The 18,944-nt window shown below is 69.5% G+C and carries 17 protein-coding genes; 8 read left to right on the forward strand and 9 right to left on the reverse strand.

Translation table 11 applies throughout. From position 1 onward, the window contains the following. The 3 genes from C9E82_RS03670 to C9E82_RS03680 form a co-directional block, all read right to left on the reverse strand. Positions 1 to 1,314, reverse strand: a complete 1,314-nt coding sequence (locus C9E82_RS03670) for a hypothetical protein (RefSeq protein ID WP_119896152.1) — start codon at positions 1,312 to 1,314, stop codon at positions 1 to 3. A gap of 93 nt (positions 1,315 to 1,407) precedes the next feature. After that, positions 1,408 to 2,682, reverse strand: a complete 1,275-nt coding sequence (rhaI, locus tag C9E82_RS03675; protein WP_119896151.1) for an L-rhamnose catabolism isomerase — start codon at positions 2,680 to 2,682, stop codon at positions 1,408 to 1,410. After that, positions 2,682 to 4,784 (reverse strand): bifunctional rhamnulose-1-phosphate aldolase/short-chain dehydrogenase, encoded by a 2,103-nt coding sequence (locus tag C9E82_RS03680; RefSeq protein ID WP_119896150.1) that lies wholly within the window; start codon positions 4,782 to 4,784, stop codon positions 2,682 to 2,684. Before C9E82_RS03680 ends, rhaI begins: the two co-directional genes overlap by 1 nt. A gap of 186 nt (positions 4,785 to 4,970) precedes the next feature. On the opposite strand from C9E82_RS03680, the gene C9E82_RS03685 reads away from it, so the two are divergent. From C9E82_RS03685 to C9E82_RS03715, 7 genes are read left to right on the forward strand one after another with little or no spacing between them, the layout of a single operon-like run. Beyond that, the gene (locus tag C9E82_RS03685; RefSeq protein ID WP_119896149.1) at positions 4,971 to 5,777 is read left to right on the forward strand and encodes a DeoR/GlpR family DNA-binding transcription regulator; all 807 of its coding nucleotides are present in this window, start codon (positions 4,971 to 4,973) and stop codon (positions 5,775 to 5,777) included. Positions 5,778 to 5,812: 35 nt separating this feature from the next. Continuing rightward, complete coding sequence (rhaS, locus tag C9E82_RS03690) at positions 5,813 to 6,805, forward strand: rhamnose ABC transporter substrate-binding protein (RefSeq protein WP_119896148.1); 993 nt, start codon at positions 5,813 to 5,815, stop codon at positions 6,803 to 6,805. A gap of 60 nt (positions 6,806 to 6,865) precedes the next feature. Continuing rightward, positions 6,866 to 8,392, forward strand: a complete 1,527-nt coding sequence (locus C9E82_RS03695) for a sugar ABC transporter ATP-binding protein (protein WP_119896147.1) — start codon at positions 6,866 to 6,868, stop codon at positions 8,390 to 8,392. Further along, the gene (locus C9E82_RS03700; protein WP_119896146.1) at positions 8,389 to 9,378 is read left to right on the forward strand and encodes an ABC transporter permease; all 990 of its coding nucleotides are present in this window, start codon (positions 8,389 to 8,391) and stop codon (positions 9,376 to 9,378) included. Before C9E82_RS03695 ends, C9E82_RS03700 begins: the two co-directional genes overlap by 4 nt. Beyond that, the gene (locus C9E82_RS03705) at positions 9,375 to 10,394 is read left to right on the forward strand and encodes an ABC transporter permease (RefSeq protein ID WP_119896145.1); all 1,020 of its coding nucleotides are present in this window, start codon (positions 9,375 to 9,377) and stop codon (positions 10,392 to 10,394) included. Before C9E82_RS03700 ends, C9E82_RS03705 begins: the two co-directional genes overlap by 4 nt. 1 nt (position 10,395) lies before the next feature. Continuing rightward, positions 10,396 to 10,710, forward strand: a complete 315-nt coding sequence (locus C9E82_RS03710) for an L-rhamnose mutarotase (protein WP_119896144.1) — start codon at positions 10,396 to 10,398, stop codon at positions 10,708 to 10,710. Then, the gene (locus C9E82_RS03715; RefSeq protein WP_122449198.1) at positions 10,707 to 12,065 is read left to right on the forward strand and encodes an FGGY-family carbohydrate kinase; all 1,359 of its coding nucleotides are present in this window, start codon (positions 10,707 to 10,709) and stop codon (positions 12,063 to 12,065) included. Before C9E82_RS03710 ends, C9E82_RS03715 begins: the two co-directional genes overlap by 4 nt. Positions 12,066 to 12,077: 12 nt before the next feature. Here the strand turns inward: C9E82_RS03715 and C9E82_RS03720 are convergent, their stop codons facing one another. From C9E82_RS03720 to C9E82_RS03735, 4 genes are all read right to left on the reverse strand, one after another. After that, positions 12,078 to 13,373 (reverse strand): ABC transporter permease, encoded by a 1,296-nt coding sequence (locus C9E82_RS03720; RefSeq protein ID WP_119899857.1) that lies wholly within the window; start codon positions 13,371 to 13,373, stop codon positions 12,078 to 12,080. After that, entirely contained in the window at positions 13,370 to 14,050 is a 681-nt protein-coding gene (locus C9E82_RS03725) for an ABC transporter ATP-binding protein (protein ID WP_119899859.1), read from the reverse strand. Before C9E82_RS03725 ends, C9E82_RS03720 begins: the two co-directional genes overlap by 4 nt. Positions 14,051 to 14,052: 2 nt before the next feature. Beyond that, positions 14,053 to 14,478 (reverse strand): hypothetical protein, encoded by a 426-nt coding sequence (locus tag C9E82_RS03730; protein ID WP_119899861.1) that lies wholly within the window; start codon positions 14,476 to 14,478, stop codon positions 14,053 to 14,055. 71 nt (positions 14,479 to 14,549) lie between these two features. Next, on the reverse strand, positions 14,550 to 16,034 hold the full coding sequence (locus tag C9E82_RS03735) for an alkaline phosphatase (protein ID WP_119899863.1): 1,485 nt from the start codon (positions 16,032 to 16,034) through the stop codon (positions 14,550 to 14,552). Between the two features lie 194 nt (positions 16,035 to 16,228). On the opposite strand from C9E82_RS03735, the gene C9E82_RS03740 reads away from it, so the two are divergent. Continuing rightward, positions 16,229 to 17,845, forward strand: a complete 1,617-nt coding sequence (locus C9E82_RS03740; protein ID WP_170162135.1) for a Na/Pi cotransporter family protein — start codon at positions 16,229 to 16,231, stop codon at positions 17,843 to 17,845. A gap of 10 nt (positions 17,846 to 17,855) precedes the next feature. Here C9E82_RS03740 and C9E82_RS24365 read toward each other — a convergent pair whose 3' ends face one another. Both C9E82_RS24365 and C9E82_RS03750 read right to left on the reverse strand, forming a co-directional pair. Continuing rightward, a complete protein-coding gene (locus tag C9E82_RS24365; protein ID WP_170162136.1) occupies positions 17,856 to 18,014 on the reverse strand; it encodes a hypothetical protein in 159 nt (52 codons plus the stop codon). A 91-nt stretch (positions 18,015 to 18,105) separates the two neighbouring features. Further along, positions 18,106 to 18,933: an inositol monophosphatase family protein gene (locus tag C9E82_RS03750; RefSeq protein ID WP_119899870.1), complete on the reverse strand. Its 828-nt coding sequence runs from the start codon at positions 18,931 to 18,933 to the stop codon at positions 18,106 to 18,108. Positions 18,934 to 18,944 lie beyond the last annotated feature (11 nt).

Consider the following 18,944-nt stretch of genomic DNA (forward strand, 5'->3'; position numbering starts at 1 on the left):
TCAGGCGGCGCGCGCCTGCTGCGCCCGGCCGGCCAGCTCCAGCCCGGCGGCAAGGATGCAGAACTGCACCACGCTGACGACCAGCCCGTCCTGGGGCTGACCCGGCGCGCCGAACAGCAGGCTGAGCGGCGTGACCAGCACCTGCCAGGTCAAGTGATCCTGCGGCCCGATCAGTTCCGCCACGCCGAGCCAGGCCCACCGGCCCAGCCAGTCCGCCAGCCGCCACAGCACGATGACCGAGACCGACAGCGCGACGCCGGCCGACCCGGCCAGCAGCACGCCATTGACCACCGCGTGCCAGCGCTTGACCAGCCCGGTCCAGAAATGGCCCAGGAAATCCGTGACCGGCCGGGGCAGCGCCTGCCAGCGTTCCAGCGCGCGGCCGGCCAGGCGGCGGGTGGCGTCGCTCATCATGTCCAGGTCGTGGCCATAGACGATGGCGCCCAGGTTGAACCAGACCAGCGGCAGCAGCGCATACCAGAACAGCGATGTCAGGAACGGCCAGGGCCGGAATTCCGGCGCCCAGTCGACCGGCCGGACCGAGGCATCGGCGATCTGCGCCCAGGCCGCCGGCAACAGCTGCCGCAGCCATTCGCCCGGCGGCGGCAGCCCGGCCAGCCAGTCGACCAGCTGCGCCTCCCAGCCCGAGACGACATAGAGGCCCAGCAGCACCCAGCTGGCCTCGCAGGCGACGACCAGCAGAGGCCAGAACCCCGCGCCGGTCCGCTTGTGCAGCGCCTTGGCGGCGCGGCGGATCGCCCATGTCACCGCCACCGCCACGGCCACCCAGAGGGTGCCGCCGACCTCCAGCGCGGCCGGGCCCATCTCGGGATCGGCAAAGTCGATCCGCTCCATCTGCGCGGCAAGGAAGATCTGCGAATAGTCGCGCAGCGTGTTCCCCAGAAGGCCCCAGCCCGCGTAATAGGCATAGAAGGGGATCAGCACCGCCAGCAGCGCCCCGGCAAGGAGGCCGGCGCGGGGCGCGCGCCCCTCCGGTTCCGGCGCGGCCATGGCCTCGCGCGCCTGCCTGCGGCGGCGGCGCAGGCGGATATTGGGCAGCCCGTCGCGCAGGATGACGAACATGGCGACGAAGACCACCAGCTGCAGCAGGATCACCGGCACCAGCGCGATCAGCCCGGCGACGCGGCTGAGAAAGCCGATCTCGACCGCCGCCCGCATCAGGATCAGCTTGAACAGCGTCCCGCCCATCCACAGCGCCGCCAGCGCGGCCCCGTAGCTGCGCAGCAGGCTTGCGCTGAGCGCGACATGCCGGCCGACAAGCCGCAGCGGATCGGGGCGCAGGGGATCGGGCATGGGCCGCAGGATCGCAACGGATCCGCCCGACGGCAAGCCGTTGGCCCGCCGACCGGAAAAGTCCCGCCGATGCGGCGCGAAACGCCCGCCGGTTCAGACGATGCCGCCCCCGCCGCCGGCGATCCGGGGCCGTTCCGCCGCGACCCGCGCCCGATAGCCGGATGCGCGGAAGGTCGCGACCGGATCGATCGCGGCCCCCTTGCGCAGCCGCGCCATTTGCAGGATCGGCTCGACATCGGTGCGGAACGCCTGCCGCAGCACCGCCGCCGCCATCAGCGCATCGTTATCCTGCCGATAGCCCTCCAGCGCCGCCCGGTCGACCAGGCTGGCCTGCACGAAGGCGCGCTGGATCGCGGCGGCCGAGACGATCAGGCTTTCGATCGGATCGGTGACATTGTGGCTCTGGTCGATCATGTGGGCCAGGTCCAGGCCGGGCGTATCCTCCAGCTCGACCAGCTCGTTGAAGACCAGGAACAGCCGGAAGGGCTCGATCGTGCCGGCGTCCAGGTCGTCGTCGCCATATTTGCTGTCGTTGAAGTGGAAGCCGCCCAGCTTGCCCGCCCGGATCAGCCGCGCCACGATCATCTCGATATTCACATTGGGCGCGTGATGGCCCAGATCGACCAGGCATTGCGCCTGCGGGCCCAGCTCCTGCGCGGTCATCAGGCTGGTGCCCCAGTCCTGCACCACGGTCGAATAGAAGGCCGGCTCATAGATCTTGTGTTCGGAAAAGATCCGCCAATCCTCGGGCAGCCCGGCATAGATCGCCTTCATCGAATCCAGATAGCGATCGAACTGCCGCGACAGCGAGGTCTGGCCGGGAAAGTTCGAGCCGTCGCCGATCCAGACCGTCAGCGCCTTCGCGCCGATGGCGCGGCCGATCTCGATGCATTCCAGGTTGTGCTCGACGGCCTGCCGCCGCACGCCCGCATCGGTATGGGACAGCGACCCGAACTTGTAGCTGAGCGCCTGGTCCGGCTGGTCCTGGAAGGTGTTGGAATTCATCGCATCGAAGCCCAGCCCCAGCGCCGCGGCCTTTTCGCGCAGCAGGGCCGGGTCGGCCCTGTCCCAGGGGACATGCAGGCTGACGCGCGGCGTCGCGCCGCCAAGCTGGTGGATCACGCCGCAATCCTCCAGCTTGTCCATGATGCCGCGCGGCTCTCCGTCGCCCGGAAAGCGGGCGAAGCGGGTGCCGCCGGTGCCGGTGCCCCAGCTGGGGACCGCGACGCCAAAGGCCATCGCGCGGGCGGTCAGCGCCTCGATCTCCACGCCGCGCCGCGCCAGCTGGGCGCCAAGCGCGTCGTAATCGGCGGCAAGGTCGGCTTCGCGGGCGGCGTTTTCCTGTTCGATCACCGATTTCATGGCCATCACCGCGTGAAGGCCTGGACGTTGCCGGCATCGACATTCAGGATGTTCCCGGTCGATTTGGCCGACAGGTCGGCGGCGAAGAAATACACCCCCTCGGCGATGTCCTCGGGCAGGACCGAGCGTTTCAGCAGCGACCGCTGGCGATACATCTCCTCCAGCCCCTGCTTGTCGGTGCCATAGGTCGAGGCGCGCTGGTCCAGCCATTCGCCTTCCCAGATCTTCGAGCCGCGCAGCACCGCGTCGGGATTGACCACGTTGACGCGGATCCCCGCCTCGGCCCCTTCCAGCGCCAGGCAGCGAGCCAGGTGGATCTCGGCCGCCTTGGCGGTGCAATAGGCGCTGGCATTGGGGCTGGCCGCCAGCCCGTTCTTCGAGGCCACGAAGACGACCGAGCCGCCGATGCCCTGCACCCGCATCATGCGGAACGCCTCGCGGCTGACCAGGAAATAGCCGGTGGACAGGATGTCCATGTTCCGGTTCCACAAGGCCAGCGAGGTCTCCTCGACGGGCGCCGAGGAGGCGATCCCGGCATTCGAGACCAGGATGTCGATGCCGCCGAACTCGACCCCCATCGCGGCATAGGCATCACCCACCTGCGCCTCGCTGGTCACGTTCATCGGCACGCCGCGCAGGACGTCCTTTCCGTAGCGGATGGAAAGATTTTCTACCGTCGCCGCCAGCGCCTCGGCGTCGATATCGGCCAGCATCACGCAGGCGCCTTCGCGCAGGAAACGCTCGGCCGTGGCCGCGCCGATGCCGCCCGCCCCGCCAGTGACCAGCGCCACCCGCCCCGCCAGCGATTTCGGCCTGGGCATCCGCTGCAGCTTCGCCTCTTCCAGCAGCCAGTATTCGATGTCGAAGGCTTCCTGTTCCGGCAGGCCCTGATAGGTCGACACCGCGCTGGCCCCGCGCATCACGTTGATCGCGTTCACGTAGAACTCACCCGAGATCCGCGCCGTCGCCTTGTCCAGCGCGAAGGTGATCATGCCGACGCCGGGCACCAGGTAGACGACCGCGTTCGGATCGCGCAAAGCCGGGCTGTCGGGATGCTTGCAGCGTTCGTAATAGGCGGTGTAATCCGCGCGGTAATCGGCGACGGCCTTGTCCAGCCCGGCGATGGTCGCGTCCAGGTCGGGATTGGCCGGGTCGAAATCCACCACCAGCGGCCGGATCTTGGTGCGCAGGAAATGGTCGGGGCAAGAGGTGCCAAGCGGCGCCAGCGCCTCCAGCATCTGCGATCCGACGAATTCCAGGACGGCGGGCTGGTCGTCGAAATGGCCGACCTTGTGACGATCGCCCGAGATCAGGCCCCGGATCACCGGCATCAGCCGCGCGGCTATCGCGCGGCGCTGATCCGCCTCCAGCGTGACCCGCTTCGCGCCGCCGAAGGCGGGCTTGCCGGCGGTCTTCACCTCCAGCCAGGCGGCGGCCTTGTTGATGATCTCCAGCGTGGTCAGATAGCAGTCCTTCGCGTCATCCGCCCAGGTGAACAGCCCGTGGCTTTCCAGCACGCAGCCCCTGGCCCGCGGGTTCTTGGTCGCGAATTTCTCCAGCCACAGGCCCAGTTCGTAGCCGGGCTTCTTCCAGGGCAGCCAGCCGATCTCGTCGCCGAAGATCTCGGCCGTCAGTTCGCGCGAATTGGTCGAGGCCGCGATGGCGATGATCGCGTCGGAATGGACGTGATCGACATGGCGGCGGGGCACATAGGCATGCAGCGGCGTGTCGATGCTGGCGGCGCGCGGGTTCAGCCCGAAGGTGCAATGCGGCAGATAGCCGACCATCTCGTCCTCGAAGGCCGGGCCGCGATACTTGCCCTTCAGCGCCCGCAGCCGGTCCATGTAGAGCGTCGCGAAACCGTCCATCTTCATCGAGCCGATATCGCCGCCCGAACCCTTGACCCACAGCACCTCGACCGGCGCGCCGGTCAGCGGATCGACCTCCTGGACCTTGGCGCTGGTATTGCCGCCGCCGTAATTCGTCACCCGCTTGTCCGAGCCCAGCAGGTTCGACCGGTAGAGCAGCTTTTCCGATTCGCTCATCGACGCGGCGCGGGCGTCGTCCCACAGGTTTTCAAGCCGGTTGGCGGCGATGGTCGTGGTCATGGTTGCCTCCCTTGCAGCCGGCAGGACGCCGCGCCTTCGACCCCTGAAATAGGTCCGGGAATCGCCAAATGTCAATCAATTTCGATCATATTCAATCATTGTGCAGCTGCAGAAACCGTTTCTGCGACTGAAAATGATTGACAGTGATCGAAAATGATGGAGACTGGTGGCCGAACGGAGGGGCTCATGCTGGAAACCGAACGTCATCGCATCATCCTGTCGGCGGTCCAGGAACGGCCGGTGGTCACGGTGGCCGATCTCTGCGCGCTGACCGGCGTGTCCGAGGCGACGGTGCGGCGCGACATCGCGCAGCTGCATGTGGCCAAGAAGCTGCGCCGGGTGCGCGGCGGGGCCGAGGCGATCGCGCCGCCGCAATTCGTGGGCATCAACGCCCGGCCCTTCGCGGTGAACGAGACCCTGCACATCGCCCAGAAGCGCGCCATCGCGCAGGCCGCCGTGGACCTGTGCGAGGATGGCGACGCGATCATCATCAACGGCGGCACGACCACCTTCCAGATGGTCCATCCGCTGACCACGAAGCGGCTCCAGGTCTTCACCAACAGCTTTCCCATCGCCGAGCATCTGCTGAAGCAGTCGAAGAACACCGTGCTGCTGCCGGCGGGTGCGATCTATCGCGAACAGAACATCATCCTGTCGCCCTTCGACGCCGACGGCAGCAACCATTTCTATGCGCGGCGCATGTTCATGGGCTGCCGCGGCCTTGGCCCGCTGGGGCTGATGGAGGGCGACCCGCTGCTGGTGCAGGCCGAGCAGAAGCTGATCGGGCAGGCGGACGAGCTGATCGTGCTGGCCGACAGCTCGAAATTCGCGCAGCGCTCCAGCCTGCTGCTGTGCCCGCTGAACCGCATTCACACCGTCATCACCGATGACGGGATCGAGGATCGCGCCGCCCGGATGCTGGAAGCGGCCGAAATCCGTCTGATCGTGGTCGAACCGGCCGCGTCGGACCGCAGGAAGCGCGCCGAGGAGTGACGCGCGACAAGACAAGGCTCAGAGGGGAGGAACACATGAGCATTCTGAGAAAGGCGCTGGCCACGGCCGCGATGGCCTCGGCCCTGATGGCGGGGGCGGCGCAGGCCGAACAGCTGCGGATCGCGCTCGTCGCCAAGGCGCTTGGCATCGGCTTCTTCGAGGCCGCCAACAAGGGCGCGCAAGAGGCGGCGGCCGAGCTGGGCGATGTCGAGATCATCTATACCGGCCCGACCGACACCACCGCCGAAGGCCAGATCGAGGTCATCAACAGCCTGATCGCGCAGCGGGTGGACGCGATCGCCGTCAGCGCCAACGACACCGACGCGCTGGTGCCGACGCTGAAGCGCGCGATGGATCGCGGCATCACCGTCATCAGCTGGGACAGCGGCGTCGCGCCCGAGGGGCGGCAGATGCACCTGAACCCGTCCTCGGCACCGCTGATCGGCAACATGATCATCAAGCTGGCCGCGGACGAGCTGCCCGAGGGCGGCGATGTCGCGGTCCTGTCGGCCACCACCACCTCGACCAACCAGAACACCTGGATCGCCGAGATGGACAAGATCAAGGGCGACTATCCCGACATCAATGTCGTGGCGACGGTCTATGGCGACGACCTGGCCGACAAGTCCTATCGCGAGGCGCAGGGGCTGATGCAGTCGCATCCGGACCTGAAGGCGATCATCGCCCCGACCTCGGTGGGCATCGTCGCCGCCGCGCAGGCCGTCACCGATGCCGGCAAGGTGGGCCAGGTGAACGTGACCGGGCTTGGCCTGCCCTCGGAAATGGCCGGGCATGTGAAATCGGGCGCCTCGAAAAGCTTCGCGATCTGGAACCCGATCGACCTGGGCTATTCGGCGACCATGATCGCCTATCACCTGGCCAAGGACCACGCCACCGCCGAGCCGGGCGCGACGATCCCCATCGGCCGGATGGGCGAGGTGGTGCTGGACGACAATGCCGAGGCGGCGATGGCCGATCCCTTCGTCTATGACGAAACGAATATCGACGAGTTCAGCAGCGTCTTCTGAGCCCTGTCCCCGGCCCGGCGGCCGCTTCGCCGGGCCGACCCATCCCGAAGGACCAGTCCCATGCAAGCCACGCCCCCGGCCGCAGACGGCGCCCCGGTGCTGTCGCTGCGCGACATCGTCAAGACATTTCCCGGCGTCAGGGCGCTGAACGGCGTGCGGCTGGACCTGTTCCCCGGCCAGGTCACCGCGCTGATCGGCGAGAACGGCGCGGGAAAATCGACCATCGTCAAGATCCTGACCGGCATCCATCAGCCCGACGAGGGGCGGATCATCGTCGATGGCACGGAAACCCGCTTCCCGACCGCGCAGGCGGCAGGGGCGGCCGGGGTGACGGCGATCCACCAGGAAACCGTGCTGTTCGACGAGATGACCGTGGCCGAGAACATCTTCATCGGCCACGCCCCGCGCACGCGCTGGGGCCTGATCGACCGCCGCGCCATGCGCCGGCGCGCGAAGGAAATCCTGGCCGGCATCGGCGCCGACCTGAACCCGGCTGCGCGGCTGCGCGACCTGGGCATCGCCAGCAAGCACCTGGTCGCCATCGCCCGCGCGCTGTCCATCGACGCCCGCGTGGTCATCATGGACGAACCCACCGCGGCCCTGTCCCACAAGGAGATCGCCGAGCTTTACGAGCTGGTCGAGAAGCTGAAGGCGCAGGGCAAGGCGATCCTGTTCATCAGCCACAAGTTCGACGAGATCTTCCGCATCGCCGACCGCTGGACCGTCTTCCGCGACGGCGCCTTCGTGGCCGAGGGGCTGATGGCCGAGGCGACCGAAGCCGGGCTGGTGCGGATGATGGTCGGCCGGTCCGTCGACCAGATCTATCCCAAGCGCCCCGCCCGGATCGGCCCGCCGGCCCTGACCGTCGCCGGCTACTGCCACCCCACCGAATTCGAGGACATCACCTTCACCCTGCACCAGGGCGAGATCCTCGGCTTCTACGGCCTTGTGGGCGCCGGGCGCTCCGAGGTGATGCAGGCGCTGTTCGGCATCACCCGGCCCTCGAAGGGCGCCTGCCGCCTGGGCGATCAGGTGCGCGTCATCCGCTCGACCGCCCAGGCGGTGGCGGCGGGCATCGTCTATGTCCCCGAGGATCGCGGCCGGCAGGGCACGGTCAAGGGCCTGCCGATCTTCCAGAACGTCACCCTGCCCTCGCTGGCGCGGACCAGCCGGGCGGGTTTCCTGCGGCTGGCCGAGGAATTCGCGCTGGCCCGCGAATACACGCAGAGGCTGGATCTGCGCGCCGCCAGCCTGGACCAGGACGTGGGCCTGCTGTCGGGGGGCAACCAGCAGAAGGTGGTGATCGCCAAATGGCTGGCCACGAAGCCGCGCATCATCATCCTGGACGAGCCGACCAAGGGCATCGACATCGGCTCGAAGGCCGCCGTCCACGACTTCATGTCGGAACTGGCCGCCCAGGGGCTGGCCGTCATCATGGTCAGCAGCGAGATCCCCGAGGTGCTGGGCATGTCCGACCGCGTCATCGTCATGCGCGAAGGCCGCATCGCCGCCGAATTCACCGGCGATGACATGACGCCCGAAAACCTGGTCCGCGCCGCCGTGGGCATCGAAGGAGCCGCCGCATGAGCCTGCTGAAATCACGCGAGGCGATCCTGGCGCTGGCCATCCTGGCGCTGCTGGGGCTGATCGCCAGCCGCTTTCCCTCCTTCGTCAGCCCGCGCAGCCTGGCGCGGGTGCTGACCGACACCTCGCCGCTGATCCTGCTGGCGCTTGGCCAGATGGCGGTGATCCTGACCAAGTGCATCGACCTGTCGGTGGCGGCCAACCTGGCGCTCTGCGGCATGGTCGCGGCGCTGCTGAACGGGGCGGGCGTGCCGCTGCCGCTGATCCTGCTGGCGGTGATCGCGCTTGGCGCGGCGCTTGGCGCCTTCAACGGGGTGCTGGTCTGGAAGCTGGGCATCCCCTCGATCGTGGTGACGCTGGGAACAATGACCATCTATCGCGGCACGATCTTTTTGCTGACCGGCGGCGCATGGGTCAACGCCCACCAGATGAGCGCGGCCTTCAAGGCCTTCCCGCGCACGGTCATCGCCGGCCTGCCGGTCATGGCCTGGATCGCCGTCGCGGTGACGGCGGGCTTCGCGCTGCTGATGACCCGCACGCCGCTGGGGCGCGCCTTCTACGCGGCGGGCGGCAATCCCCATGCGGCGGTCTATACCGGGATCTCGGTCGGGCGGACGCAGTTCCTGGCCTTCGTGCTGGCCGGGGCGCTGGCCGGGCTGACCGGCTATCTGTGGGTGGCGCGCTATGCGGTCGCCTATGTCGACATCGCCGGCGGGTTCGAGCTGGACGTGGTCGCCGCCTGCGTGATCGGAGGCATCGCCATCGCCGGGGGCGCGGGCACCGTCGCGGGCTGCGTGATGGGGGCGCTGTTCCTGGGGATCATCAAGAACGCCCTGCCGGTGGTCGGCATCTCGCCCTTCTGGCAGATGGCGATCTCGGGCAGCGCGATCCTGATCGCCATCGCCTTCAACGCCGCCAGCCGGCGCGAGCCGGGCCGGATCATCCTGAAGAAGGCCGAAGCCCGCCAGCTGCAGGAGGCCGGCCAATGAGCCCGCATGATTCCCGCCTTCCCGACCACCCGACGACCGCCGGCCGCCACATCCCCGATCGCCTGACCAGCCCCGCCGCCCGCGCGCTGAAAAGCTGGGAGGCGCTGCTGCTGGTCGTGGCCATCGCCATCTTCATCATGAACGCGATGGCCTCGCCCTGGTTCCTCGATCCGTGGAGCCTGTCGGACGCCACCTTCAACTTCACCGAAAAGGCGATGATCGCCTTCGCCATGGCGATGCTGATCGTGGCGGGGGAAATCGACCTGTCGGTCGGCGCGATCATCGCGCTGGCCTCGACGGTGATGGGGGTGGCGATGTCGGCGGGGGCGCCGGTGCCGGTGCTGGTTCTGCTGGGGCTGGGCACCGGGCTGGCCTGCGGCGCCTTCAACGGGCTTCTGGTGGCGCGCTTCGGCCTGCCCTCGATCGTCGTCACCATCGGCACGATGAGCCTGTTTCGCGGCATCAGCTATATCGTGCTGGGCGACGGCGCCTTTACCGGCTATCCGGCCGGCTTCGCCTGGTTCGGGCAGGGCTATGTCTTCTGGGTCGTCACGGTGGAACTGGTGATCTTCGCCCTTGCCGCGCTGGCATTCGGCATCCTGCTGCACCGCACGAATTTCGGGCGCATGGTCTATGCCATCGGCAACAACGCCACCGCCGCGCGGTTTTCCGGCATCCGCGTGGACCGCATCCGCTTCATCCTGTTCCTGCTGACCGGGCTGATGAGCGGGGTCGCCGCGATCTGCCTGACCTCGCGGCTGGGCTCCACCCGGCCCTCGATCGCCTCGGGATTCGAGCTGGAGGTGGTCACCATCGTCGTGCTGGGCGGGGTCAGCATCCTCGGCGGGTCGGGGACGATCCCCGGCGTGGTGCTGGCGGCGCTGGTCATGGGGCTGGTGACCTTCGGGCTGGGGCTGATGAACGTGCCGGGCATCGTCATGTCGATCGTCGTCGGCGCGCTGCTGATCGGCGTCATCGCCCTGCCGCGCCTGCTGGCCATGGCCAGGGGGCGCTAGGATGCAGAAATACGCCTTCCGCATGATGCTGAAGCCCGGCATGGCCCAGGAATACCGCCGCCGCCACGACGCGATCTGGCCGGAACTGGCCGAATTGCTGCGCGCGGCGGGGATCCGGGACTACTCGATCCACCTGGACCCGGAAACGGATGCGCTGTTCGCGGTGCTGTGGCGGCGCGACGATCACGGCATGGACGATCTGCCCGGCCATCCGGTGATGCGGCGCTGGTGGGCGCATATGGCCGACCTGATGCAGACCCACCCGGACGGCCAGCCCGTCGCCGTCCCGCTGATCCCGATGTTCCATCTGCCATGACGCGCATCGCCGTCATCGACATCGGCAAGACCAATGCCAAGCTGGCGCTGGTCGATGCCGCCACCCTGTCCGAGATCGAGGTGGTCACCCGCCCGAACCGCCCCCTGCCCGGCCCGCCCTGGCCGCATGCCGATCTGGACGGGCACTGGCGGTTCTTCCTGCACCACCTGGCGGGCTTCCACCAGCGCCACGGCATCGACGCGATCTCGGTCACCACGCATGGCGCCTCGGCGGTGCTGCTGGACGCGAGCGGAGGCGCGCTGCCGATGCTGGATTACGAACATCCCGGCCCCGATGCGCTGGCCGCCGCCTATGACGCGATCCGGCCCGATTTCGCGCGCAGCGGTTCTCCGCGCCTGCCCGCCGGGCTGAACCTGGGCGCGCAGCTGCACTGGCTGCTGCATACGCAGCCGGACCTGCGCGACCGCATCGCCCATATCGTCACCTATCCGCAATACTGGGGCTGGCGCCTGACCGGAGAGCTGGCCAGCGACGTGACCTCGCTGGGATGCCATACCGATCTGTGGGACCCGTGGCGGGGCGAATTCTCGGAGCTGCCGGCGCGGCTGGGGCTGGCGGATCGGATCGCGCCCGCCCGCCGCCCGGCCGAGGTGCTGGGCCGGCTGCGCCCCTCTGTCGCGGCGCGGACCGGGCTGCGCGCCGGAACGCCGGTGATGGTCGGCATCCATGACAGCAATGCCTCGCTCTACCCCTATGTGCTTGGCCAGGCGGCGCCTTTCGCGGTGGTCTCGACCGGGACATGGGTGGTGGCGATGGCGGTGGGCGGGGACCCGGTCGCGCTGGACCCGGCGCGCGACGTCTTGGTGAACGTGAACGCGCTTGGCCAGCCGGTGCCCTCGGGGCGCTTCATGGGCGGGCGGGAATTCGAGGTGATCCGCGCGGGATCAAACGCCGTCCCCGGCGATGCCGACCGCGCGCGGGTGCTGCGCGACGGGCTGGCGATCCTGCCCGCGATCGAGCCGGAATCGGGGCCGTTCCGGGGCCGCGCGATGCGCTGGAGCACTGATGCGCACAGCGATGGCGAGCGGATGGTCGCGCTGTCCTGGTATCTAGCGCTGATGACCGAAACCTGCCTCGGGCTGGTCGGGGCATGCGGGCCGGTGATCGTCGAGGGCCCCTTTGCCCGCAACCGCGATTTCCTGGCGATGCTGGCCGCGCGCCACCCCCAGGGCGTGCGCTGCGCCGCCTCCGCCTCCGCGACCGGGACCTCGGCCGGGGCGGCGATGCTGGCGCTGGACCGCGCGATGCCGGTGCAGACCCGGCCCGTCGCGCCCCCCGCCGATGCCGCGGCCCTGCGCGCCTATGGCGATGCCTGGCAGGCGGCGCTGGCCTGACGCCGGATCGCCCTACCGCAGCGCCTCGGCCACCGGCCGGCGATAGATCAGCCGCGCGGGGACCAGCGACAGGATCAGGCTCAGCGCCAGCAGCAGCCCGATCAGGCGCAGCTCGACCAGCCCGATCCGGGGCGTCATGGCGATGCCGGTTTCGGCAGAAATCACCGACGAGACGCCGCCCGCCACCAGCAGTCCCAGCGGCAGCCCGATCAGCGTGCCCGCCCAGATCAGCAGCGCGACATAGAGCCAGACCGTCAGGAAGATGAACCGCCCCGGCGCGCCCAGGGCCCGCAGCACGGCAAAGCGCTGCCGCTGCAGGTCCAGGACCGCCAGCAGCCCCGCCAGGATCGCCGCCACCACCAGAAGCTGCGCCGCCAGCGTCAGCGCCGACATGATCCGCGCCACGTCGCCCAGAAGGCCGTAAAGCTCGGCCAGCACCTCGGCCGGGAAGAAGGCCGTGCTGCCCTCGCCGCGCCAGCGCGAGCGCAGGTCATAGGCGGCGGCATAGTTTTGGGGCTTGACCACGACCGCCGGGACGCCGGGCAGATGCTGGGCCGCGAAGGGCGGGCCGATGCGCTCGCCCTCCTCGGGGGCGTGTCCCAGCGGCAGGGAATGGGCGTGCCAGGTATATTCGATTGGCACGATCACCGCCCGGTCCCAGGACGTGCCGGTCGGTTGCATCCGCCCCACCACCGTCACCGGGTCATGCAGATGCTGATGCGGCTGCTGCGCCTCCTCGGCATGGTCGTCGTCATGCGCATGGCCGTGATCGTCGTCATGGTCGTGGTCATGCGCGTCCCCGGCATGATCCGCATCGCCCACCTCTCCGGCGTCGCCATGGGCGATGTCGATGGTGGTGCCAAGCGGGATACCCGCCGCCGCGCCGACCACCGCCTCTTGCCTTGCCGCAAAGAGGCGGCCCTCGGCCAACCCGCCGCCCAGGTGATCCACGAATTCGGCCGTCGTGCCCACCACCTGCCGGCCCAGATAGCTGTCGCCGAAGCCGATGGGCGCGATGAAATCCGCCCGTTCCTCGGCCATCAGCGCCGCCAGCAGCTCGGGCGACAGCAAGCCGCCCGCGGTCGGGTCCAGATAGACGACCGAGAACAGCACATCCGTCTGGCTGCCCGGCGCGGCGACGATCAGGTCGAAAGCGTCCGCCGCCGTGCCGCTGCCCTGCCGCAGCGCGCGTTCCTGCGCGGAAATGGCGATCCCCAGCGCGACGGTGGCGGCGATGATGCAGATAAACAGCAGCGCCGTCAGCCAGCTGCGGCGCAGGGCGGCGAGGATGATGGGAAAGGGGTTCACGACAGTCTCTCCAGCGCGCCTTGCGCGACCTGCAGGCGGTGGTCGGCCAGGGCGTGGAGCCGGTCGTCATGGCTGGCCACGATGACCAGCCGGTCCTCGGTCCGGGCCAGGTCCGCCAGCAGCCGCGCCACCTCCGCCCCGGCGGCGGCATCCAGGCTGGCGGTGGGTTCGTCCGCGAAGATCACCGCCGGGTCGAAGATCAGCGCCCGCGCCAGCGCCACGCGCTGCTGTTCGCCGCGCGACAGCACGGCGGCGGTCTTGCGCCCCATGGGCACGCCCAGGCGGTCCAGCAGCGCCTGGGCCCGGTCGCGCCGGTCGCCGGCGCGGAAGCTGCCGAACCAGACCGGGGCCAGCACGTTCTCCAGCGGCGACAGTTCCTCGATCAGGTGGAAGCCCTGGAAGACAAAGCCCGCATTGCGCCGGCGCCATCGGTCGCGCGCGGCCTCGGTCAGAAGCGCGTGATCGGTGCCGTCCCACAGGATCCTGCCGGCGCCGGGCGACAGCAGGCCGGACAGCAGGTAGAGCAGCGTCGATTTCCCCGACCCCGAGGCCCCGGAGATCGTCGCCAGCCCGCCCGATGCAAGCTCCAGCCGGTCCACGGCGATGATCGTGCGCCGGTCCGCGCCCCGGCCCGCCTGGAAGCGCAGACCATTTACCGACAGGGTCGCGCGGGGCATGGTCACAGCCTTCTGTAGGTGATGTCGCGCAGCCGCAGGAAACTGACGAAGCCGGTTTCCTCGTCGGTCTCGAAGCCGGTCTCGAACCGGCCGGTGACGCGGATCAGGTCGGTATAGCGGACCACCTCGACCGGCCTTTCGGAATAGGCCAGCACGATGTCGATGGGCCATTCGGCCTCGGTCTCGCAGAAGGGGCAGACCGACATCGGCCGCCGGGTCAGCACGAAGAAGTCGATCTGGGGCTTCAGCGGCGGCGCCATGTAGCCGGTCATCTGGACCAGCTGCCCGTCCAGCGCGGCGGCGGCGGGCGTCAGTTCGCGCCCCCGGACATAGAGATCCGCGAAGCGCAACGGCACCGCCTCGGCCAGCGCAAGGCGCGGCTGAAGCAGCAGTGCGGCGGCGGTGGCGGCGAAGGCGCGGCGGTCCATGGCGGTCTCGGGCTGGGGGAACGGGGCAGGCCGCCGGAGGGTTCCGGCGGCCGCGTCCCTGTCGGGAACGGTCAGTTCGCGGCGCGGTCGTTCAGGGCCAGCGCGTGATCGATGACGTGATAGATCACCTGCTGGTCCAGGATGCCGTGGAACAGATGCGCCCAGGGGCCCTGCGCCAGGATCGCCACGTCGTCGCCGGCATGGGTCTCGCTTTCCCCCAGCGGCACCAGCGCCTGCTGCAGGAAGTCCGGGTCGGTCGTGTCCACCTCGCTCAGGTCGGCGCGGGGCTCGTCCAGCCGCGCGCCCGGCCCGTTCATGTAGCCAAGCGTCGTGTAGGGCTTGCCGTCATCGGCCACGCCGGCGATGCCCAGGATGTCGTTGCCCCGCTCGGGATAGCCGGCGATGGTGAAGACATGGCTGTGGTCGGCGGTCAGCACGACCAGCGTTTCCTCGGGATCGACGGCGGCCAGCGCCGCCTCGACCGCTTCGGCCACGGCGATGGTGTCGGTCAGCGCGCGATAGGCATTGCCGGCGTGATGGGCGTGATCGACGCGCCCGCCCTCGACCATCAGCACGAAGCCGTTGTCGTTCTTCTGCAGCAGTTCGATGGCCTTCACCGTCATCTCGGCGATCGAGGGCTCTCCGCCCGCATCCGTCTCGCGGTCGGCCTCGTATTGCATGTGGCTGCGGTTGAACAGGCCGAAGGCGCGGTTGACATTGGCCGGGTCGATGGCGTCGAAACCCTCCTGGTTCCAGACATAGACGCCGTCATTGTGCCTGGCCTGCCATTCGCCGATCAGGTCGCGGCCATCCTCGCGCGAGCCGGTCTGGGTCTCGTCCTCGGGGTCGGTCTGGTCGGCCAGCATGAAATTGCCGCGGCCGCCGCCGAAGACGACCTCGAAACCGTCGCCCGCCGGCCAGTCGATCAGCTGGGCGGCGATGTCCTTGCAGCCGTTCTCGCGCGCCTCGTCGGTCAGGTTGGTGTCGTTTTCCCAGTCGCGCCCGGCGACCTTGGCGAAGGTCGCGGCGGGGGTGGCATGGGTGATGCGCGCGGTCGAGACGATGCCGGTGGCCAGCCCGGCCTCCTCGGCCTGCTCGAAGATCGTGGTGACCTCGTTGCCGGCCTGGCTGGCGCAGACATCGACCTCGATGCCCTGGGTGACGCCGATGGTGCCGTTGACCGATTTCACGCCCGAGACCATCGCCGTCGCCGTCGGCGCCGAATCCGCGACCTGCGCGTCATGGGTATAGGTGCGCGACAGCGCCGACCAGGGCAGCAGCTCCTCGAAGGACAGCCGGTTCGATTCGCCGTCCACGCCCTGCAGCTGGCCTTCCAGGATGCGCGAGGCGGTGATGGTCGGGATCGACAGCCCGTCGACCACGAACAGGATCACGTTCTTGGCCTGGTTGGTGTTCGGCTGGCGCTCGATCTGCAGGGCAAGCTGCTCGCGCCCTTCGACGAAATAGGAATCCTCGGCCTGCGGGACGGCCTGCTGGGCCATGGCGGGCAGGGCGAGGGCAAGCAGCGAGGCGCTGCCGAGAAGGGTGACTTTCATGTCGGATCATCCTGCATCTGGGTTCGGCCGCGCCGGATGGCTCGGGCGGCGATGCGGAATGCTTAATGCGGCAATGTAACAGCTTTCTGTCCGTCCCGTGTCGATGTCGCGACGCCCGAAGGGCGCGCGCTGCGCTTGCATTCCCGCGGGGCTTCGGCGAATTCAGGTCGCACACAGGCTTGCCGGGCGGGACGATGGATATCTGGACGGGACTTCTTGGCGGCATCGGGCTGTTCCTGCTGGGGATGCGCCTGATGACCGAGGGCGCGACCCTCGCCGCCGGCGAGACCCTGAAATCCGGCCTTGCCGCCGCGACCCGGTCGCGGTCGCGCGCCCTGACCACGGGCTTCGTCATCACCGCGCTGGTCCAGTCCTCCAGCGCGGTGACGGTGGCGACCATCGGCTTCGTCAATGCCGGGCTGATGACCTTTCCCAGCACCGTCTGGCTGATCTATGGCACCAATGTCGGCAACGTCATGACCGGCTGGCTGGTCGCGCTGATCGGCGTCCGGGTCAGCATCGGCGTCCTGGCCCTGCCGCTGCTGGGCCTGGGCATGGGCGCCTGGGTGCTGGCGCGAAGCCGCCCCCGGATCGCCGGCGCGGGCGAGGCGCTGGCGGGCTTTGGCGCCTTCTTCCTGGGCATCGACATCCTGCAGGCCAGCTTCGCCGGCCTTGCCCCGCAGGTCGTCGCGCTGACCGGCGGGCTGGCGGACACCGTCTGGCAACGGCCCGCCTTCCTGCTGCTGGGCATCGTCGTCACGCTGCTGACGCAATCCTCCAGCGCCACCATCGCCATCGTCCTGACCGCCGCCGCGGGCGGATCGCTGAACCTGGAACAGGCGGCGGCGGCCGTCGTCGGGGCCAGCATCGGCACCACCTCGACCGCGCTTTTCGCGGCGATGGGCGCGACCAGCACCGCCAGGCGCGTGGCGGCGACCCATATCGGCTTCAACCTGGTCGCGGGATTGGCGGCCTTCGCCCTGCTGCCGCCGATGCTGTGGCTTTCGGCCGCCATCGCCGGGGGCACCGGCAACGTGGCGCTGATGCTGGCGCTGTTCCAGACCAGCTATTGCCTGCTGGGCCTTGCGCTGATGGCGCCGCTGACGCCCTGGCTGATCCGCTTCCTGTCGGCCCGCTTCCGGCGGCTGGACAAGGCCGCGCCGCCGACCCGCTATCTGGACGCGACGCTGGTCGACCTGCCCGAGCTGGCGCTGCGCGCGCTGGCGATGGAGATGGACCGGCTGGTCGATGCCAGCTTCGCCCTGGCCCATGACCGGCTGGCCGGGCGCCCGGTCCCGAGTGAGAGCGCGGCGCGGGTGCTGGCCCTGGGCGATGCGATCCGCGACTATCTGGGTCGGATCAACCTGGGCCAGCTGTCGCCCGCCGCCGTGGATGCGCTGTCCGACACGCTGCGCGCGCTGCAGCACCTGGAGGAGCTGGCCCAGGCCGCCCGCGCCCTGCCCGACCCGCCGGGCGAGCCGGTGGCCAGCGCCACCGCGCCCGACCTGGCCCGGCTGATCGAGACCGCGATGCAAAGCTGCACCCAGCTGGATGGCGAGGACGTGGCGGCGCGGCTGGAAAGCATCGGCGCCGACAGCGAAACCATCTACGAGACGATCAAGGCGGGCCTGCTGCGCGGCGCGGCCAGCGGCAGGCTGCCCATGGCCGCCGCCGACCACGCCCTGAACTATGCCAGGGAGATCCGCGACCTGGGCGCGATGGGCCGCAAGGCGCAGCGGCGGCTGGCGCCGTGGCGGGTGACCGACCAGGCCGAGACCGAGGCGCCGGCACCCGAGGCCACCGCCGCCTGAGACGGCCGGCTCAGGAACCCCGCGTCTCCTTGTTCTCCTCGACGATGGGCTTCGCGGGTTCGGGCGCCTTCTCCTTGCCCGAGCCGTCGTTCGTGCCCTGCTCGTCGTTCTCGACCACGATGGGGCGGGCCGGGGTATCCTTTTCCGGGGTCTTGCTGTCGCTTGCCATGCCTTCGCCTTTCCAGAAACGGGGATCGCGGCTTCTGCCGCCACCCAGCATCAACCGACGGGACCGGCATTCGTTCCCGTATCGGCACAGCTCAGGACGGATCGCCCGGCAGGTCCCAGCTTTCCTCGTCGAAGCGGGTCAGCGCGGCCAGCCGGTCGAAATCCGCCCGCGTCGCGCCAAGGACCGGGAACGGCCTGCCCCCCGCGGCCCCTGCGCCAAGCGGCGCGACGCGCCCGCCCGCCGCCTCGATCAGCGCATAGGCGGCAAGGCAGTCCCACAGCGACATGCGCGGTTCGGCATAGCCGACCAGCCGCCCCGCCGCGACATAGGCCAGCATCAGCGCGCCCGAGCCATAGCGCACCCAGGCCACGCCTGCCGCCGCCAGCTCGCCATGCAGCGCGCCCAGCCTTTCGGGCCGCACCCGGTCATTGGCGCCCAGCCCCAGAAGGCCGGTGGACAGGTCGAACCGCTCGGTCACCCGGACCGGCCGGCCGTTCAGCGCCGCGCCATACCCGCGCCCGCCAAGGAACATCTGATCCAGCACCGGCGCATGGATCGCACCCAGCAGCGGGGCGCTGCCATCCGTCAACCCGATCGAGACGCACCAGCCCGGCAGCCCGGCCAGGAAGGGCGCCGTGCCGTCGATCGGATCGATCACCCAGGTCAGCCCGCTGGAGCCCGGATCAAGGCCATATTCCTCGCCCAGGATCGCGTCGCCGGGAAAGGCCCGCCGCAGCGAGTCGCGGATCAGCTGCTCGACCTCGCGGTCGGCGGCGGACACCATGTCGGTCAGCGACCGCTTGGTCTCGATCCCCAGCCGGTCGCGGGTGTGGAAATGGCGCAGGGCCAGCGCGCCCGCCTGCCGGGCCAGCGGCTCCAGATGGGCCAGCCGGGCGGCCAGCTCGGTGTCACTCGCCATCACCACCTCCC

The organism is Paracoccus sigandri, assembly GCF_003709565.1.
Lineage (GTDB): Bacteria > Pseudomonadota > Alphaproteobacteria > Rhodobacterales > Rhodobacteraceae > Paracoccus > Paracoccus siganidrum.

Coding starts and splice junctions, on each gene's coding strand:
- C9E82_RS03670 (WP_119896152.1), bottom strand. CDS start 1,314: ATGCCCGATCCCCTGCGCCCCGATCCGCTGCGGCTTGTCGGCCGGCAT.
- C9E82_RS03680 (WP_119896150.1), bottom strand. CDS start 4,784: ATGACCACGACCATCGCCGCCAACCGGCTTGAAAACCTGTGGGACGAC.
- C9E82_RS03750 (WP_119899870.1), bottom strand. CDS start 18,933: ATGGCGAGTGACACCGAGCTGGCCGCCCGGCTGGCCCATCTGGAGCCG.
- C9E82_RS03740 (WP_170162135.1), top strand. CDS start 16,229: ATGGATATCTGGACGGGACTTCTTGGCGGCATCGGGCTGTTCCTGCTG.
- rhaS (WP_119896148.1), top strand. CDS start 5,813: ATGAGCATTCTGAGAAAGGCGCTGGCCACGGCCGCGATGGCCTCGGCC.
- C9E82_RS03730 (WP_119899861.1), bottom strand. CDS start 14,478: ATGGACCGCCGCGCCTTCGCCGCCACCGCCGCCGCACTGCTGCTTCAG.
- C9E82_RS03710 (WP_119896144.1), top strand. CDS start 10,396: ATGCAGAAATACGCCTTCCGCATGATGCTGAAGCCCGGCATGGCCCAG.
- C9E82_RS03705 (WP_119896145.1), top strand. CDS start 9,375: ATGAGCCCGCATGATTCCCGCCTTCCCGACCACCCGACGACCGCCGGC.
- rhaI (WP_119896151.1), bottom strand. CDS start 2,682: ATGGCCATGAAATCGGTGATCGAACAGGAAAACGCCGCCCGCGAAGCC.
- C9E82_RS03695 (WP_119896147.1), top strand. CDS start 6,866: ATGCAAGCCACGCCCCCGGCCGCAGACGGCGCCCCGGTGCTGTCGCTG.
- C9E82_RS03715 (WP_122449198.1), top strand. CDS start 10,707: ATGACGCGCATCGCCGTCATCGACATCGGCAAGACCAATGCCAAGCTG.
- C9E82_RS24365 (WP_170162136.1), bottom strand. CDS start 18,014: ATGGCAAGCGACAGCAAGACCCCGGAAAAGGATACCCCGGCCCGCCCC.
- C9E82_RS03700 (WP_119896146.1), top strand. CDS start 8,389: ATGAGCCTGCTGAAATCACGCGAGGCGATCCTGGCGCTGGCCATCCTG.
- C9E82_RS03725 (WP_119899859.1), bottom strand. CDS start 14,050: ATGCCCCGCGCGACCCTGTCGGTAAATGGTCTGCGCTTCCAGGCGGGC.
- C9E82_RS03685 (WP_119896149.1), top strand. CDS start 4,971: ATGCTGGAAACCGAACGTCATCGCATCATCCTGTCGGCGGTCCAGGAA.
- C9E82_RS03735 (WP_119899863.1), bottom strand. CDS start 16,034: ATGAAAGTCACCCTTCTCGGCAGCGCCTCGCTGCTTGCCCTCGCCCTG.